The organism is Sphingomonas sp. PP-CE-3G-477 (assembly GCF_003050745.1).
Classification (GTDB): domain Bacteria; phylum Pseudomonadota; class Alphaproteobacteria; order Sphingomonadales; family Sphingomonadaceae; genus Sphingomonas.
In genome coordinates this window covers 630,563-646,247 of record NZ_QAOF01000001.1, presented here as the reverse complement: position 1 = coordinate 646,247, position 15,685 = coordinate 630,563, and the positions used below count along the sequence as shown (strand labels likewise).

Below are 15,685 nucleotides of genomic sequence, written 5' to 3'. Positions count from 1 at the left end.
CTTGGCGCGATACATGCCGGGGTCTATCGCGGTCCGCAATGCAACCGGACCAGATATCGGCGGCCGACGGCCTGCCCAAGCCGCGCCGTTTCGTCGCGATCGCCGCGATCTCGGCAGGCACCGCGCTGACGATCATCGACGGCGGCATCGCCACCGTCGCGCTCCCGACGATCGCGCGCGACCTGCACGTCGGCAGCAGCGCGGTGGTGACCGTCGTTACCGTGTACCAGCTGATCCTCGCGATGGCGCTGCTCCCGTTCTCCGGCCTCGGCGACCGGATCGGCCTGAAGCGCATGTACCAATACGGCCAGCTGCTCTTCACCGTCGCGACGTTGCTCTGCTTCTTCGCCAAGAGCCTGCCGTTCCTGCTCGTCGTCCGCGCCGCGCAAGCCCTGGGTGCCGCAGCCGCGCTCAGCGTCTCCTCAGCACTTATCCGCTCGATCTACCCGACCAAACAGCTCGGCCGCGGACTCGGCATCAACTCGGTCGTCGTCTCCAGTTCGGCGGCACTCGCCCCGACCATCGGCGGCCTCGTCCTCGCCATCGCCCCCTGGCCCTGGGTGTTCGCCAGCGCCGTACCGTTCGCGATCGCGTCGCTGCTGCTCGGCCGCGCGCTACCCGAACCGCGCAAACACGACGAACCGTTCGACGTCCTCGGCGCAGTCATGTGCGCGGCGATGATCGGGCTCGTCATCGGCGGCGCGGAAAGCGCGGTCCACGGCGACAGCCCGATCGTCTCGGCGGCGATCGTCCTGACCGGCGTGGTGATCGGTTGGTTCTTCGTGAAGCGCGAGCAAGGCGAGACCAAGCCGATCCTGCCGATCGACCTGCTCGCCCGTCCCGTGCTCGCGCTGTCGGCGATCGGTGCCTACACCGCGTTCATCGCGCAGATGACGCTGCTGCTCTCGACCCCGTTCCGCCTGACGCACACCTACGGCTTCAGCGCGGCGGAAGTCGGCGCGGCGATCGCACCATGGCCACTGGCGAACATGTTCGTAGCGCCGCTCTCCGGCTGGTTGTCCGATCGCTACCCGGCAGGACTGCTCGGCGGGATCGGCATGGGGGTGTCGATCTGCGCGCTGCTGCTGATCGCGTACATGCCGGCGGACCCCGGCTATTTCGACATCGCCTGGCGGATGGCATTGTGCGGGTCGGGGTTCGGGATGTTCATGGCGCCGAATGCGCGCCTCATCATCGGCTCCGCACCACGCGAACGCGCCGCAGCGGCAGGCGGCCTGGTCTCGACGGTGCGGCTGGTAGGCCAGACCACCGGCGCCACCTTGGTCGCGGCGTTGTTGGCGATGGGCGTTGGCGCCGGCATGACACCGCCGCTCGTAGCTGCCGGTCTAGCGCTAGTGGCAGGCCTATGCAGCCTGAGCCGCCTCCGCCCCTCGATCCGCAACCCGGCGACCGAAGAAACGCAAGACGTCCAGCCCGCGCAACAGACGCGGTAACTGCTACTCCCTCTCCCCTCCGTTTAGAGGGTCGGGGTGAGGGGCAGCCAAGGAGCGCTCCGCCCGGAACAGCCCCTCACCCCAGCCCTCTCCCCGCAGGGGAGAGGGAGCAGAAGAAGAATGTTCACCCGCGAAGGCGGGTGCCCAGTCTGGGTCCCCGCCTTCGCGGGGACACATGCTCCTGAGGAAACGCGACGACCTCCCCAAAAATAACACCACCCCGGCGAAGGCCGGGGCCCAGTTGGAAAGGTCGGCGTAACGGAGGGCCGCGCATCGTTAGCAACGTTCCCCAACTGGGCCCCGGCCTCCGCCGGGGTGGTGCGAAATGTGTGCAACTGCCCCCAAATCAGAAGGCAGCCGTAGCCCTATCCTCCCCCATCATAGCCTTCCGCACCAAGGGAATCGGCGGCCCCCCAAAACTCAAGAACTCGTCATGGAACGCCTTCCAAGCCTTCCGCCCACCCCGCGTCGCAGTCCAGTCGCTACGCAACTTCCGGATCATCAACTTACCCATAGTATAATTCAGATACGCCGGATCATACGTCCCCCGAGCAGCCTGCTGCTTAGCGTTCCCCTCGTCCTGATAACACTCGTCGACGAACATCCGGAACGACTGCTCCTGCGTCATCCCCTTCGCATGCATGCGGATCGCGGACAGATACCGGCAATCCCGCAGCAACGCGTTAGAGATCTGCCCGACATGCGTCTCCGCATCACCGTTGTTGAGCCCCGCCTCCCACATCATCTCTTCGGCATAATGCGCCCACCCCTCGGCGAATGCATACCCCACGAACAGCCGCCCGAAGAGCGACGGCGAGCGGTTCGCATGCAGGAACTGGACGAAATGCCCCGGCATCACCTCGTGCACCGAGGTGAACAGCAGGTCGTTCTTGCCCGGCACGAACGCGTCCTGCACCGCCTTGGTCCAGCTCGGATCGGGCGGCGAGATGTAGTAGATCGACGGCACGCCCTTATCGAACGGCCCCGGCGGATCGATATACGCCGAGTTCTGCCGGTTATACGGTGGCGATTCCTCGACCAGCGCCTGCTCGGTCCCCGGGATCGTCAGCAGGTCGTGATCCACGACGAATTTCCGCAACGTCGGGATCTGTCGCCGAGCCTCCGCGACCGGGCCACCGACCGGCTTGTTCGCGTTCATCTTGTCCATGCACGCGAGGATCGTCTGCCCCTTGGCGAACACCCCGCACGCCTGCGCCAGCGCCGCCTGGTTGCGCTTGAGGTCGGCAACACCCGCCGCCTCGAGCTGGTCGAGCGGCGTATCGACACCCTCGGTCATCGCCACCATCCGCGAGAACTTGTCCGCCCCGAGCGCGAAATCCTGCGTCGCGGTCGCGCGCTGGCCCTCGGTCCATGTCCCCAGATCGCGCATCGCCTCCGACGCCGCCTGCGCCGCATCGGTCAGCTGCTTCTGCGCCGCTGCATCCTTCACGCTTGCGAACGCCTTCACCGCGTCGCCCGCATAATAATCCGCAAACCCGTTGAACGCCGCCGTCCCGTAATTGACGTAGCTCAGCGGCATCGGCGTCTTGAGGTTCGCCTTGATGTTCCCCGCCGCCGCCGGAATCTTCTGCAGAAACGCGGTCAACGCCTTCATCCGGGTCGGCGCATCGGCATAGTTGCGCGCGATATACGTGTTCGGATCGAGTCCCGCGCTCACATACCAAGCCGGATTATGGTGCGGCTGGTCGGCATCCTCCAGCCAGAACAGCTTGCCCTTGGCGACCTGCACCAGATAATCGCGCTCGAACGCCTCGGCGGGCTTCAGATCCGTGAACGCCCCCGCCTTGTCGATCGCGCCATGCAGGAAGTCCGCCTGCCGCTTCAGCCCCGCAGCGCTCCAGTCGCCCAAGCCGCCGTCATACTCGTGCTTGCCCTGATAGACCGCGTTCGCCGGATCGATCTTGAACCAGCCGTCGATGAAGCCATCGCGGAACCCCGCCCAGTCGCCCTTCGCAGCGGTCGTCGGCACGGCAGGAGCCTGCGTATTCGCGGTCGTCTGCGCAGAGCCACACGCGCTCAAGGCGAGGACCGCGCCGAGTGCCGTCGTCAAAAGTCCGATCCGCATCCTGTCTCCAATTCCGATTCGTCTGGCCCCATGCTGCCAGTCGAAGTCTTGGTACGCCAGCGTGCGGAACGGCGCGCACGATGAGCCGTTGAACGTGCATCTGCCAAGACAGACCGGAGACTTGCATGCCCTACGTAAAAACCCGTGACGGTACAGACATTTACGTCAAGGACTGGGGCACAGGTCGCCCGGTGATCCTAACGCATGGCTGGCCGCTAAACGCCGACAGCTGGGACGCGCAGGCGATGGCACTCGCGCACGCCGGCTTCCGCGCGATCGCCTATGACCGCCGCGGCTTCGGGCGTTCGGGCCAGCCCTGGACCGGCTATAACTACGACACGCTGACCGACGATCTGGCCGACGTGATGGAAGCCACCGGCGCGAACACCGACGCGACGATCGTCGGCTTCTCGATGGGGGGCGGCGAGATCGCGCGCTACATGAGCCGCTACGAAGGCAAGGGCGTGGTCGCCGCCGGGCTGATCTCGTCGGTGGTGCCGTACATGCTCAAGACCGACGACAACCCGGATGGCGTTCCCGAAGAGACGCTGGCCAGCATCGGCGCCGGTATCGAAGACGATCGCCCGGCGTTCTTCAAGACCTTCCTCCAGCAATTCCTCGGCGTCGGGTTCATCACCTCGCCGGTCAGCGATGAGGTGGTCGACTGGGTCTGGAGCCTCGCGATGCAGGCAGGCCTTCACCCGACACTGGAGTGCGCCAAGGCGTTCGGCCACACCGACTTCCGTCAGGACCTGGCGGCGTTCCGCGTACCGACGCTGGTCGTGCATGGGACAAGCGACAAGACAGTGCCGATCGACGCCACCGGCCGCGCCGCCGCCAAGGGCATCGCGGACTCGCAACTGGTCGAATATGACGGCGCGCCGCACGGCCTGACGATCACCGAGAGCGATCGCTTCACCAACGACCTGCTCACGTTCCTGGGACGTTAACGCCCCGCCCGTCATCCTGACGAAAGTCAGGATCCAGAGCCACGAGCGGGGTCGCGAGTGGCTCTGGATCCTGGATCAAGTCCAGGATGACGGCGCGCTCAGTTCCCCAGCGGGACGATAACCTCGTCCGGATGCGCGACGTTCAGTTCCTTGCGGACCATCTCGTCGACCATATCCGGGTTCGCGTGATCCGGGTTCAGCAGCGCGACCCGGTTCTTCAGAACCTCACGCTTGCGATCGAGCGCGGCGTAATCCTGCTCACGCTTCGCAAGCTGCCGCTTGTAGTCGCCATACGCGAACATCCCGTTCGGCCCGAGCACGGCATACGCGCCGAAGAACGCCATCAGCGTCAGCCCCAGCGCCGGCCACGCGGCCTTGCGCATCGTCTTCCGCAACTTGCTGGTCTTCGTCGTCACGCGTGCCATGTCGTCCTCCGGTACTCCAAACCCACTCCGTCACCCCGGACTAGTTCCGGGGTCCACCGTTCCGCGCAATCAAGTCTGTCGAATATGCGGGACCGTGGATGCCGGAACAAGGCCCTCCTGAGCTAGTCGAAGGGCCCGGCATGACGGATGGGCAATCAACCCCCGATCAGGATGTCGCGACCCGCATAGCGCGCCGCATCGCCCAGCTCTTCCTCGATCCGGATCAGCTGGTTGTACTTCGCCAACCGGTCCGAGCGCGCAAGGCTGCCCGTCTTGATCTGCCCGCAGTTGGTCGCGACCGCCAGATCAGCGATCGTCGCATCCTCGGTCTCACCCGACCGATGCGACATCACCGCCGTATACTTCGCGCGCTGCGCCATCGACACAGCCTCCAGCGTCTCGGTCAACGTGCCGATCTGGTTCACCTTCACCAGCAGCGAGTTCGCGATACCCTGGTCGATCCCACGCTTCAGACGCTTCGGGTTGGTCACGAACAGATCGTCGCCGACCAGCTGGACCTTGTCGCCGATCAGGTCGGTGAGCGTCTTCCAGCCCTCCCAGTCGTCCTCGCCCATGCCGTCCTCGATCGAGAAGATCGGGTAGCGGCGCGTCAGGTCCGCGAGATACTCCGCCATCTCGGCGCTTTCGAGGATCCGGCCCTCGCCCGAGATGTCGTACTTGCCGTTCTTGTAGAACTCGGTCGCCGCGCAATCGAGCGCGAGCATCACGTCCTCGCCGGGTTTGTACCCTGCCTTCTCGATGCTCGACATGATGAAGTCGAGCGCCTCGGTGGTGCTGCCAATGTTCGGTGCGAAGCCGCCCTCGTCGCCGACGCTGGTCGACAGGCCCTTCTCGCTCAGGCCCTTCTTCAGCGTGTGGAAGATCTCCGAGCCGCAACGGACTGCTTCGAGGATGTTCGACGCGCCGACCGGCACGACCATGAATTCTTGGAAGTCGATCGGGTTGTCGGCATGCTCGCCGCCGTTGATGATGTTCATCATCGGCACCGGCAGCAGATGCGCCTGCACGCCGCCGACATAACGGTACAGCGGCAGGCCGCGCGCTTCTGCAGCCGCCTTGGCGACGGCCAGGCTGACGCCGAGGATCGCGTTCGCGCCAAGCCGGCCCTTGTTCTCGGTGCCGTCGAGTTCGATCATCGCGCGATCGAGGTCCGACTGGTCCTCCGCGTCCATGCCGAGCACGGTGTCGGTGATCTCGTCGTTGACCGCGTCGACCGCGCCATCGACGCCCTTGCCGCCCCAGCGGGTCTTGTCGCCGTCGCGGCGCTCGACCGCCTCGTGTGCGCCGGTCGAGGCGCCCGAGGGCACGGCGGCGCGGCCGAAGCTGCCGTCTTCGAGCAGTACGTCGACCTCGACGGTCGGATTGCCGCGGCTGTCGAGGATCTGGCGTGCATGAAGGTCGATGATTGCGGTCACGTAACGATGCTCCTACAAATCCCGGTGCCGGGTCGTTCGCGCCGCCTCTACCGTCTCACGCCATATCGGGCAATCGCGCGGACATCCGAGAATAGTGTCGTGCAATCGCGCGACGGTTCGGGAACCGTGCTCCAACGACGGTGTTGAGGGCGTAACAATTCTGAAAGGGACCGTCATGGCCGACTCCAGCGTAAACGACACCGTCAACGACCTGAAAACGACCGCGAACGAGGTCGGGACCGAGCTCAGCAAGACGATCGATAACGGCGATGTCTCGGCCAAGGCCGGCGACGCCAAGCAGGCGATCAAGGACGGCGCGAACAAGTACACCGCGCAGGCGACCGACAAGGTCCGCACCTTCGCCGAGGACGGCAAGGCACGCGCGAGCGGCGCTCTGGAGCAGGTCGCGCAGTTGCTGACCGACGCCGCCGGCCAGGTCGATGAGAAGCTGGGCTCGCAATATGGCGGCTATGCCCGCAGCGCCGCCGACAGCGTCTCGGGTTTCGCCGACCAGGTGAAGGCGAAGGACATCGACGAGCTGTTCGACGACGCGCGCGAACTCGTGCGGAAATCGCCCGCGATCGCGGTGGGTGCAGCAGCGGCCATCGGCTTCGTCGTCGCGCGACTGGTGCAGTCGGGCGTCGATGCCAACTCGAAGGTCTGACGTCTTGGTCGATCCACTGACGTTCGCGACCGGCGAGGACGAGAGCCTCGTGTCGATCGTCGGTCGCCTGGCGACCGAGACGAAGAGTCTCGCGACCGCGGAAGTCGCTGTCTACAAGGCGAAGTTCGGCGAGACGGCGAGCGCGTACAAGTCGGCCGCGATGTTCTTCGCGGTCGCTGGCGTACTGGCTCTCGCCGCGCTGATCGCACTGCTGGTCGGTGCGATCTTGACGGTGGCGACGCTGGTGGGGCCAGGATGGGCGACCGCCATCGTCGTGGTGGCCGTCCTCGCAGTGGCGGCGATCCTGGCGATGATCGGCAAGTCGAAGCTTCAGACGAAGAGCGAGCCCGTATCATGACATCCGCCAAAGTCGCCGCCGCAGAGATCGAATCGGCCCTCGCCCGCCAGCGCGTCATGATGACGATCGGGCAGTTGCAGGACCGCCTCAATCCGCGGAAGCTCGCGCTGAACGCCAGCCGCGACGTCGCGGATGCGGGCACCGCCGCGCTCAGCGCCAGCGTCGAGACCGTGAAGCGCAATCCGGGGCCGACCGCAGGGTTCGCCGCGGTCGCCGGACTGTTCCTCGCACGCCACCGGATCGTCGGACTCTTCCGCCGCGGGCGGTGATTGCCCTGACCACGGTCACCATATTGAAACCTTGAAGTCCCGGCTCGCGTTGAACCCTCATTGCATTGAACGGCGAGCAGCTTGCCACCAGAAGGACACTTTCTATGACCGACGCAAAGACCACCGCCAACGAAGCCGCCCACGAGACCGAGAGCCGTCTCCGCGAAGGCCTCGACACCGTCCGCGAGACCGCATCGAAGGTCTATCACGACGCCGGCGACAAGGCCTCGGAGGTTCTCGAAGTCTCGCGCGAGAAGACCAAGCGCGTCGTCAACAACCTCGAGTCCAGCCCGCTCGGCATCCTCGTCGGCGGTCTCGCTGTCGGCGCCCTCGCCGGCGCGCTGCTCCCGCGTTCGGCGCGCGAGAAGGAACTGCTCGCCCCCGTCGGCAAGCGCCTCAGCGAAACGCTCGTCGCGGCGACCGCGGCAGCCAAGGATGCCGGTCGTTCGGAACTCGGCGAACTCGGCCTGACCAAGGACAATGCGCGCGACCAGGCCAAGGGCCTGCTCGAGGGTATCGTCAAGGCGGTCACGACGGCCGGTACTGCAGGTGCGAAGGCGGTTTCGCAAAAGCCTACTGTCTAAGGGTTCAAACCGCGGGTCGAACACGCTAGGGAGGCGGCAACCCCCTCCCTAGGAAAGCAAGCGCATGAGCAAGCTCCACCTCGTATTCGGCGGTCGCGTCAGCGACCCGCGCACCCTGGACTTCAACGATCTGAGCAAGATCGAGTTCGTCGGCGTATTCCCCGACTACGCCAGCGCCGAGAAGGCCTGGCGTGCTGCGGCGCAGCGTACCGTCGACGATGCCGAGATGAAGTTCGTCGTGGTGCACCTGCACCGCATGCTCGAACCGAACCTCGGCGCGACCGTAGCCTGAACTACTCCTGAGCCGTCATTCCCGCGAAGGCGGGAATCCATACCGGCTGACGTAGCTAACCGATCGCAACGACATAGGCTATGGATCTCCGCCTTCGCGGGGATGACGGTTCTGTAGTACCTGTCTGACGATCAAGTTTGCATGAAGCGACCCCCCTCGTCCCTCTCCCATCGGGGAGAGGGAAAGACGCCAAAGGCGGCGATGGGTGAGGGCACGCCAAGCAGGACTACGGCAACGTGCTCCCGCGGCCTCGCCAGTTCGCGACTTGGAGCAGTAGCCCTTTCCCCACCCCCGTTCGTGCTGAGTAGAGAACGAGTAGGCTCCGCAAGGAGCGTATCGAGGGCTCGTATCGAAGCACAGGCCCCGCGCGCCAACCCATCCTTCGATACGCCGCTTCGACAAGCTCAGCAGCTACTCAGGACGAACGGGGTTTGCGTGGATCAAGTGGCGGTAGTTAGGAGCTGGCTGGCTCAAGCCGCGCGGTAATGCCACAGCAACAGCGGCCGAGCCAGCGCCAGCCCCGCCAAGAACCCGCCGATATGCGCGCCAATAGCGATCGGCCCGCTAGCCCCAACCGAAGCCCCAAACCCGGCCAGCCCCATCAGCAACTGGATCCCGATCCACGCTGCGGCAAGCCACACAACATGCACGACCCCAGCCGGCACCGGCCCGATCGCCTGCGCCCGCCGCTCGCCATACAGCAGCGCATAAGCCCCAACGACCGCCGAAATCGCACCGCTGGCGCCAATCATAGGCGCGGTGGAGTCAGGCCCGAACGCCCAATGCCCCGCCGCCGCCGCATACGCGCCCAGCACATACAGAACGATCAACCCGACCGTCCCCAGCGCTTTCTCGACGAACTGCCCGCAATACACGAGCATCACGAGGTTCAGCGCGATATGCGCCCAGCCACCATGGATCAGAGTCGCAGTCAGCGGCGTCGCCCAAGACGGCACGACGAACATATGCTCGCTCGGAATACCGAGATCGGTCATCCGCAAAGGGATGAACCCGGCGTTCACCGCCCAGTACCCGAGCGATCCACTCAGCACCAAAAATCCCGAGACGATGACCGTCACGATCGTGATGATCGCCGTCGCCCGCGTCTCGAAGAATTGCATAAGGCTCAGATGAACTCGATCTTGGAGACGACGTAATACCGCTCGCCGGCCGGCACCGTGACCTCGACCTCTTCGTCGAGCTTGCGCCCGATCAGCCCGCGACCCAGCGGCGAATTGTACGAGATCCGACCGGTCTTCGCGTTAGCCTCGGTCTGGCCGACGATCTGATACTTCACCGGCTTGTCGTTCTCGTCGAGCAGCGTCACCGTCGCGCCGAACACGACCTTGTCGCCCGACAGGTCCTTCGGATCGATGATCTGCGCACGCGACAGCTTGTCCTCGATGTCCGAGATCGATGCCTCGACCTGGCCCTGACGCTCCTTCGCGGCATGATATTCCGCGTTCTCGCTCAGGTCGCCGTGTGCGCGCGCCTCTTCGATCGCGTCGACGATCGTCGGACGTTCGGCTTTCAGGCGCTTCAGATCCGCGCTGAGCGTCTCATAGCCTTCCTGCAGCATCGGCATCTTTTCGACGGTCGCCATCATCTCGTCCCCAAATCCATTTCCCCGCGCGAGGCCCTGTACCAGCCCCGCCCACACATCATTCTCATGTCGGGATCAGTCGTGCGACTGCGAATAATAGGATTGCAGCGGCCGTACTTCAAGGCTGTGCGTCGAAAGCTTGGCGATCGCCTTCGCCGCTTCGAGCGAAGCGGGTGCGGTCGTGAAGTACGGAATGCGTTGTCCCAGCGCCGACGCGCGGATCGGCTGCGAGTCCTTCAGGCTCTGCCACCCCTCGGTGGTGTTGAAGATCAGCGCGATATCGCCGTCCTTGATCCGGTCAACGATATGCGGCCGGCCCTGCGCCACCTTGTTGACCTTCTCGACCGGCAACCCGGCGCGAGCTAGATGATCCGCGGTGCCGCCGGTCGCGACGATCGAGAAGCCGGTGTCGACCAGCGCCTTCACCGCCTCGACGATCATCGCCTTGTCGCCGTCCTTCACGCTGACGAAGACATTGCCCTTGGTCGGCAGGATCGTCCCCGCGCCAAGCTGCGCCTTGGCGAAGGCGATCGTGAAATCGGGATCGATTCCCATGACTTCGCCGGTCGACTTCATTTCCGGTGACAACACCGGATCGACGCCGGGGAACTTGTTGAAGGGGAACACCGCCTCCTTCACCGCATAATAGTCGATATGCCGGTCGATCTTCGGCAAATTGATCAGCTTCTCGCCCGCCATGACGCGTGCAGCGATCTTGGCGATGGGCGCGCCAATCGCCTTGGCGACGAACGGCACGGTGCGCGACGCACGCGGGTTGACCTCGATTAGGTAGACCAGGCCATCCTTCACCGCGAACTGGATGTTCATCAGGCCGACCACCGACAAGGCATGCGCGAGCGCCACCGTCTGCCGCTCGATCTCGGCGATGATCTCCGCCGACAGCGAATATGGCGGGATCGAGCACGCAGAGTCACCCGAATGGACGCCCGCCTCCTCGATATGCTGCAACACGCCCGCGACGACCACGCCGGTCCCATCGCAGATCGCGTCGACATCGACCTCGATCGCATCGCGCAGATACTGGTCGATCAGCACCGGCGAGTCGCCCGACACCTGCACCGCGGTCGCGATGTAATGCTCGAGCTGCCCGATCGTATCGACGATCTCCATCGCCCGGCCACCAAGCACATAGGAAGGCCGCATCAGCACCGGATACCCGATCCGTTCCGCCGCCGCGACCGCCTCGTCCCGGCTCCGCGCCAGCCCATTGGCCGGCTGGAGCAATCCGAGCTTGGTGATCAACGCCGCGAACCGCTCACGGTCCTCCGCCAGATCGATCGCGTCCGGCGTCGTCCCCAGGATAGGGATTCCGGCAGCCTCGAGCGCGCGCGCAAGGTTAAGCGGCGTCTGCCCCCCGAACTGCACGATCACGCCCACCAAAGTGCCGTTCTGCTGCTCGACATGCAGGATCTCCAGCACGTCCTCGGCGGTCAGCGGCTCGAAATACAGCCGGTCCGACGTGTCGTAATCGGTCGACACCGTCTCCGGGTTGCAGTTGACCATGATCGTCTCATAGCCCGCATCCGCGAGCGCGAAGCACGCATGGCAGCAGCAATAATCGAACTCGATCCCCTGCCCGATCCGGTTCGGCCCGCCGCCGAGAATGACGATCTTCTTGCGGTCGGTCGGCTCGGACTCGTTCTCGGGCTCGCCGAAGCTCGGCGCCTCGTAGGTCGAATACATATACGGCGTCTTCGCATCGAATTCGGCCGCGCACGTATCGATCCGCTTGAACACCGGCCGCACGCCGAGCTTCAGGCGATGCTGGCGCACCTCCTCCTCGGTAACGCCGCCGGTCATCGCCTTGACGACCTCGTGAATCAGTCCCGAGCCGCGCGCGATCCCGCGGTTCATGCCCCGCAGATTGGCGGATTGCAGCGCCAGCCACGCAAGCCGCTTGTCGCTGAACCCCATGCTCTTCAGGCGGCGCATGCCGGGCGCGTCGATCGGCAGGCCGTCCTTCATCACCTCGGCCTCGGCCGCGATAATCTCGGCGATCCGCTCCAGGAACCACGGATCATACTTGGCGATCGCGTGCACCTCGGCGACCGTGAAGCCCTCGCGGAGCGCCTGCGCCGCCACCAGCAACCGGTCCGGCGTCGCGACAGCCAGCGCCGCCTCGATTTCCGCACGCGGCGCACCGACCAGATGATCGACCTGGTTGAACCCCGACAAGCCCGTCTCGAGCCCCCGCAACGCCTTCTGCATCGACTCGTGGATGTTGCGACCGATCGCCATCACCTCGCCGACCGACTTCATCGCGGTGCCGAGCGTGTTCGATGCGCCCTTGAACTTCTCGAACGCAAACCGCGGGATTTTCGTCACAACGTAATCGATCGTCGGCTCGAAGGCGGCGGGCGTGGCGCCGGTGATGTCGTTCTCGATCTCGTCGAGCGTGTAGCCGACCGCCAGCTTCGCCGCGACCTTCGCGATCGGGAAGCCGGTAGCCTTCGACGCCAGCGCGGACGAGCGCGAAACCCGCGGGTTCATCTCGATGACGACCAGCCGGCCGTCCTTCGGATTGACTGCGAACTGGACGTTCGAACCGCCTGTTTCGACACCGATTTCGCGCAACACCGCGATCGATGCGTTGCGCATGATCTGGTATTCCTTGTCGGTCAGCGTCAGCGCCGGCGCGACGGTGATCGAGTCGCCGGTGTGGACACCCATCGGATCGACATTCTCGATCGAACAGATGATGATCGCGTTGTCGTTGCGATCGCGCACCACCTCCATCTCGTATTCTTTCCAGCCGAGCAGCGATTCCTCGATCAGCACCTCGGTGGTCGGCGACAAATCGAGCCCGTTGCGTACGATCGCAATGAATTCCTCGCGATTATACGCGATGCCGCCGCCCGAACCGCCCATCGTGAAGCTCGGCCGGATGATCGACGGAAGCCCCGTCTTCTCAAGGCCTTCGAGCGCTTCCTCGACAGTATGGGCGATCGCCGAGCGCGCGCTTTCCAGCCCGATCCGGTCCATCGCATCGCGGAACTTCAGCCGGTCCTCCGCCATGTCGATCGCATCGGCATCCGCCCCGATCATCGTCACGCCGAACTTCTCCAGCGTACCGTCATGGAACAGCGCCAGCGCGGTATTGAGCGCGGTCTGCCCGCCCATCGTCGGCAGGATCGCGTCCGGGCGCTCCTTCTCGATGATCTTGGCAACGATCGCGGGCGTGATCGGCTCGACATAGGTCGCGTCGGCCAGCTCGGGATCGGTCATGATCGTGGCGGGGTTCGAATTGACGAGGACGATACGATAGCCCTCCTCCTTCAACGCCTTGATCGCCTGCGTGCCCGAATAATCGAACTCGCACGCCTGGCCGATGACAATGGGTCCTGCGCCGATGACGAGGATCGAGGAGATGTCGGTGCGTTTTGGCATTATTGTCCTTGCGCGAAATGCGCGGTCCCGAGTTTCATAAGTTGCTCAAAGGCTTCCTTAGAAAGCCTCAAGCTCTGAGATCGCTTTCCGACAAACTTGCGATCTTTCGATCCGTAAGTGTCGATCTGAACGAATTTCTCGCCTTCGAAATCTAGCAATATGATGGAGGCATCCACGTCGCCCTGCGGAGAGGAGCGCTCCGGCTCATAAATTTTAAGCGCGCGGACAGTTGCCATCGGTCAGCTTCCCTCAATATTCCGCAAAGAGCTCACAAAGCGCTCGAACAGATATAGGCTGTCCTGCGGTCCGGGGCTCGCTTCAGGATGATATTGCACCGAGAACGCCGGCTTGTCGGTCAGTTCTAGCCCCGCGTTCGACCCATCGAACAGCGACACATGCGTCTCGCGGACATTGGCCGGCAGGCTGTCGCGCTCGACTGCGAAACCGTGGTTCATGCTGGTGATCTCGACCGCGCCGTCGGACAGGCGCTTGACCGGGTGGTTGGCGCCGCGGTGGCCCTGGAACATCTTGGTCGTGGTCGCGCCGACCGCGAGGCCGAGCAACTGGTGGCCGAGGCAGATGCCGAACAGCGGCTTGCCCGTCTCCAGCAGCTGGCGGATCACCGGCACCGCGTAGTCGGCGGTCGCCGCGGGATCGCCGGGGCCGTTCGACAGGAAGATGCCATCGGGGGCGAGCGCCATCACGTCGTCGAAACTGGCGGTGGCGCTGACGACCGAGACTTTCGCGCCTGCCTCGACGAGGTTGCGGAAGATGTTGCGCTTGCTGCCATAATCGATCGCGACGACGTGGGGGCGCGCCTTCTGCTCCCCTCCCGCATCGCGGGAGGGGTTGGGGGAGGGCATGGCCTCAGGCGGGGTCGGCGCTGATTGGTCAGCCCCTCCCCCGACCCCTCCCGCAAGCGGGAGGGGAGCAGAAGCGCGCCCTCCTGCTTGCGCGGTGTCGCCATACCCGAAGCCCAGCTTCCAGACACCGCCGGGAGCATCCTCACCCCAGCCATAATGCATCTCGGTCGACACGTCCTTGGCGAGGTCCATGCCCTCCAGCCCCGGCCACGCGCGCGCCATCGCCAGCAGCGCGGCCACGTCGAACTCGCCACTCGCCGAATGCGCGATCACGCCATTAGGCGCGCCCGCCACCCGGATCCGCCGCGTCAGCGCGCGCGTGTCGACCCCCGAGAGGCCGATCCGCGCATGCCGCTTCATCCAGCCATCGAGCCCCTCGACCGCGCGAAAGCTCGACGGCTGCGTCACGTCCTCGCGGACGATGATGCCGAGCGCGTGCGGGTCGTCCGCCTCGACGTCGTCGGGGTTCGCGCCGACATTGCCGATGTGCGGGAAGGTGAAGCAGATCATCTGTCCGGCGAAGGACGGGTCGGTCAGCACCTCCTGATAGCCGGTCATCGCGGTGTGGAAGCACACTTCGCCGACCGCACTGCCCTCTGCGCCGAACCCGCGACCCCAGATCACGTCGCCATTGGCGAGGACCAGGACGCCGGTAGCTCCAGCGGGCATGGCAATAGGATTGGTGTCGGCCATCAGGCTGGGCACTCTCTTTACGTTGACGATGTCGCTAAGTGGTGTCCGCTAAGGCCGGCGTGCCGCAGCGTCAATCTGTTAAACGGGCGGCGGACGCGCTATCCCGTCGGGCTATCCCGAACCGCCTGAAAGACCAGTACATGATTCGCGACGACATCAAGGCAGCGCAGCTGACCGCCATGAAGGCCGGCGACAAGACGAGCCGCAACGCTATCTCGTTGATCCAGGCCGCGATCAAGAACCGCGACATCGAGGCGCGGACCGGAAAGGCCCCCGAGAGCGACGACGCGCTGGTGGTCGAAGTGCTCCAGAAGATGGTCAAGCAGCGCCGCGAGTCGATCGAGATGTTCTCGAAGGGTGGCCGCCAGGAACTCGCCGATGCGGAGACGGCCGAGGTCGCGGTGATCGAACGCTTCCTCCCCCAGCAGATGAGCGAGGCGGAAACGTCGGCGGCGATCGAGGCGATCAAGGCAGAGCTCGGCGCGACCGGCATGAAGGACATGGGCCGCGTGATGGCGGAACTGAAGGCACGCCACGCAAGCGAGCTGGACATGAGCAAGGCGAGCGGCCTGGTGAAGGCGGCGCTGTCGTAAATTCTGC

General features: G+C 64.9%; 16 protein-coding genes. 8 read left to right on the top strand and 8 right to left on the bottom strand.

Features of this window, described 5'->3' with window-relative positions; translation table 11 throughout:
- Window positions 1–38: 38 nt before the first annotated feature.
- Window positions 39–1,454 carry an MFS transporter gene (locus C8J45_RS03010; RefSeq protein ID WP_107961798.1) on the top strand — a complete coding sequence of 472 codons (1,416 nt, stop codon included), beginning with the start codon at window positions 39–41 and terminating at the stop codon, window positions 1,452–1,454.
- Between the two features lie 346 nt (window positions 1,455–1,800).
- Here the strand turns inward: C8J45_RS03010 and C8J45_RS03005 are convergent, their stop codons facing one another.
- Entirely contained in the window at window positions 1,801–3,540 is a 1,740-nt protein-coding gene (locus C8J45_RS03005) for a DUF885 domain-containing protein (protein ID WP_107961797.1), read from the bottom strand.
- Window positions 3,541–3,665: 125 nt separating this feature from the next.
- On the opposite strand from C8J45_RS03005, the gene C8J45_RS03000 reads away from it, so the two are divergent.
- Window positions 3,666–4,490 (top strand): alpha/beta fold hydrolase, encoded by an 825-nt coding sequence (locus tag C8J45_RS03000; RefSeq protein WP_107952284.1) that lies wholly within the window; start codon window positions 3,666–3,668, stop codon window positions 4,488–4,490.
- A 98-nt stretch (window positions 4,491–4,588) separates the two neighbouring features.
- Here the strand turns inward: C8J45_RS03000 and C8J45_RS02995 are convergent, their stop codons facing one another.
- Together C8J45_RS02995 and eno are read right to left on the bottom strand one after the other, a co-directional pair.
- Complete coding sequence (locus C8J45_RS02995; RefSeq protein WP_055878455.1) at window positions 4,589–4,915, bottom strand: septum formation initiator family protein; 327 nt, start codon at window positions 4,913–4,915, stop codon at window positions 4,589–4,591.
- A gap of 155 nt (window positions 4,916–5,070) precedes the next feature.
- A complete protein-coding gene (eno, locus tag C8J45_RS02990) occupies window positions 5,071–6,351 on the bottom strand; it encodes a phosphopyruvate hydratase (protein ID WP_107961796.1) in 1,281 nt (426 codons plus the stop codon).
- 175 nt (window positions 6,352–6,526) lie between these two features.
- Here eno and C8J45_RS02985 point away from each other — a divergent pair, with 175 nt between their 5' ends.
- The 5 genes from C8J45_RS02985 (at window position 6,527) to C8J45_RS02965 (ending at window position 8,518) form a co-directional block, all read left to right on the top strand.
- The gene (locus C8J45_RS02985; protein WP_056062308.1) at window positions 6,527–7,015 is read left to right on the top strand and encodes a hypothetical protein; all 489 of its coding nucleotides are present in this window, start codon (window positions 6,527–6,529) and stop codon (window positions 7,013–7,015) included.
- Between the two features lie 4 nt (window positions 7,016–7,019).
- Complete coding sequence (locus tag C8J45_RS02980) at window positions 7,020–7,373, top strand: phage holin family protein (RefSeq protein ID WP_235529837.1); 354 nt, start codon at window positions 7,020–7,022, stop codon at window positions 7,371–7,373.
- The gene (locus C8J45_RS02975) at window positions 7,370–7,642 is read left to right on the top strand and encodes a hypothetical protein (protein ID WP_056062302.1); all 273 of its coding nucleotides are present in this window, start codon (window positions 7,370–7,372) and stop codon (window positions 7,640–7,642) included. The genes C8J45_RS02980 and C8J45_RS02975 overlap by 4 nt, the downstream gene beginning before the upstream one ends.
- Before the next feature lie 104 nt (window positions 7,643–7,746).
- Window positions 7,747–8,226, top strand: a complete 480-nt coding sequence (locus tag C8J45_RS02970; RefSeq protein ID WP_107961795.1) for a hypothetical protein — start codon at window positions 7,747–7,749, stop codon at window positions 8,224–8,226.
- A gap of 64 nt (window positions 8,227–8,290) precedes the next feature.
- Complete coding sequence (locus tag C8J45_RS02965; RefSeq protein ID WP_056051043.1) at window positions 8,291–8,518, top strand: DUF4170 domain-containing protein; 228 nt, start codon at window positions 8,291–8,293, stop codon at window positions 8,516–8,518.
- A gap of 470 nt (window positions 8,519–8,988) precedes the next feature.
- Here C8J45_RS02965 and C8J45_RS02960 read toward each other — a convergent pair whose 3' ends face one another.
- The 5 genes from C8J45_RS02960 to carA all read right to left on the bottom strand — a co-directional run bounded on the left by C8J45_RS02960 (window position 8,989) and on the right by carA (window position 15,085).
- On the bottom strand, window positions 8,989–9,639 hold the full coding sequence (locus tag C8J45_RS02960; protein ID WP_107961794.1) for a rhomboid family intramembrane serine protease: 651 nt from the start codon (window positions 9,637–9,639) through the stop codon (window positions 8,989–8,991).
- 5 nt (window positions 9,640–9,644) lie between these two features.
- A complete protein-coding gene (gene greA / locus C8J45_RS02955; RefSeq protein ID WP_056052861.1) occupies window positions 9,645–10,121 on the bottom strand; it encodes a transcription elongation factor GreA in 477 nt (158 codons plus the stop codon).
- A gap of 75 nt (window positions 10,122–10,196) precedes the next feature.
- Window positions 10,197–13,529 carry a carbamoyl-phosphate synthase large subunit gene (carB, locus tag C8J45_RS02950; protein ID WP_107961793.1) on the bottom strand — a complete coding sequence of 1,111 codons (3,333 nt, stop codon included), beginning with the start codon at window positions 13,527–13,529 and terminating at the stop codon, window positions 10,197–10,199.
- The gene (locus C8J45_RS02945) at window positions 13,529–13,765 is read right to left on the bottom strand and encodes a hypothetical protein (protein WP_107961792.1); all 237 of its coding nucleotides are present in this window, start codon (window positions 13,763–13,765) and stop codon (window positions 13,529–13,531) included. The genes carB and C8J45_RS02945 overlap by 1 nt, the downstream gene beginning before the upstream one ends.
- Before the next feature lie 3 nt (window positions 13,766–13,768).
- On the bottom strand, window positions 13,769–15,085 hold the full coding sequence (gene carA, locus C8J45_RS02940) for a glutamine-hydrolyzing carbamoyl-phosphate synthase small subunit (RefSeq protein WP_107961791.1): 1,317 nt from the start codon (window positions 15,083–15,085) through the stop codon (window positions 13,769–13,771).
- Between the two features lie 140 nt (window positions 15,086–15,225).
- Between carA and C8J45_RS02935 the strand changes: the two genes are divergently transcribed.
- Window positions 15,226–15,678, top strand: coding sequence for a GatB/YqeY domain-containing protein (locus C8J45_RS02935; protein ID WP_093399393.1), 453 nt, complete (start codon window positions 15,226–15,228; stop codon window positions 15,676–15,678).
- The last annotated feature ends 7 nt before the right edge of the window (window positions 15,679–15,685 follow it).

Bases quoted from the DNA above. Each gene is read 5' to 3' on its own strand.
- carB (WP_107961793.1), bottom strand. From the start codon at position 13,529: ATGCCAAAACGCACCGACATCTCCTCGATCCTCGTCATCGGCGCAGGA.
- C8J45_RS03010 (WP_107961798.1), top strand. From the start codon at position 39: ATGCAACCGGACCAGATATCGGCGGCCGACGGCCTGCCCAAGCCGCGC.
- C8J45_RS02975 (WP_056062302.1), top strand. From the start codon at position 7,370: ATGACATCCGCCAAAGTCGCCGCCGCAGAGATCGAATCGGCCCTCGCC.
- C8J45_RS02985 (WP_056062308.1), top strand. From the start codon at position 6,527: ATGGCCGACTCCAGCGTAAACGACACCGTCAACGACCTGAAAACGACC.
- C8J45_RS03005 (WP_107961797.1), bottom strand. From the start codon at position 3,540: ATGCGGATCGGACTTTTGACGACGGCACTCGGCGCGGTCCTCGCCTTG.
- C8J45_RS03000 (WP_107952284.1), top strand. From the start codon at position 3,666: ATGCCCTACGTAAAAACCCGTGACGGTACAGACATTTACGTCAAGGAC.
- C8J45_RS02960 (WP_107961794.1), bottom strand. From the start codon at position 9,639: ATGCAATTCTTCGAGACGCGGGCGACGGCGATCATCACGATCGTGACG.
- C8J45_RS02995 (WP_055878455.1), bottom strand. From the start codon at position 4,915: ATGGCACGCGTGACGACGAAGACCAGCAAGTTGCGGAAGACGATGCGC.
- carA (WP_107961791.1), bottom strand. From the start codon at position 15,085: ATGGCCGACACCAATCCTATTGCCATGCCCGCTGGAGCTACCGGCGTC.
- C8J45_RS02970 (WP_107961795.1), top strand. From the start codon at position 7,747: ATGACCGACGCAAAGACCACCGCCAACGAAGCCGCCCACGAGACCGAG.
- greA (WP_056052861.1), bottom strand. From the start codon at position 10,121: ATGGCGACCGTCGAAAAGATGCCGATGCTGCAGGAAGGCTATGAGACG.
- C8J45_RS02935 (WP_093399393.1), top strand. From the start codon at position 15,226: ATGATTCGCGACGACATCAAGGCAGCGCAGCTGACCGCCATGAAGGCC.
- C8J45_RS02945 (WP_107961792.1), bottom strand. From the start codon at position 13,765: ATGGCAACTGTCCGCGCGCTTAAAATTTATGAGCCGGAGCGCTCCTCT.
- C8J45_RS02965 (WP_056051043.1), top strand. From the start codon at position 8,291: ATGAGCAAGCTCCACCTCGTATTCGGCGGTCGCGTCAGCGACCCGCGC.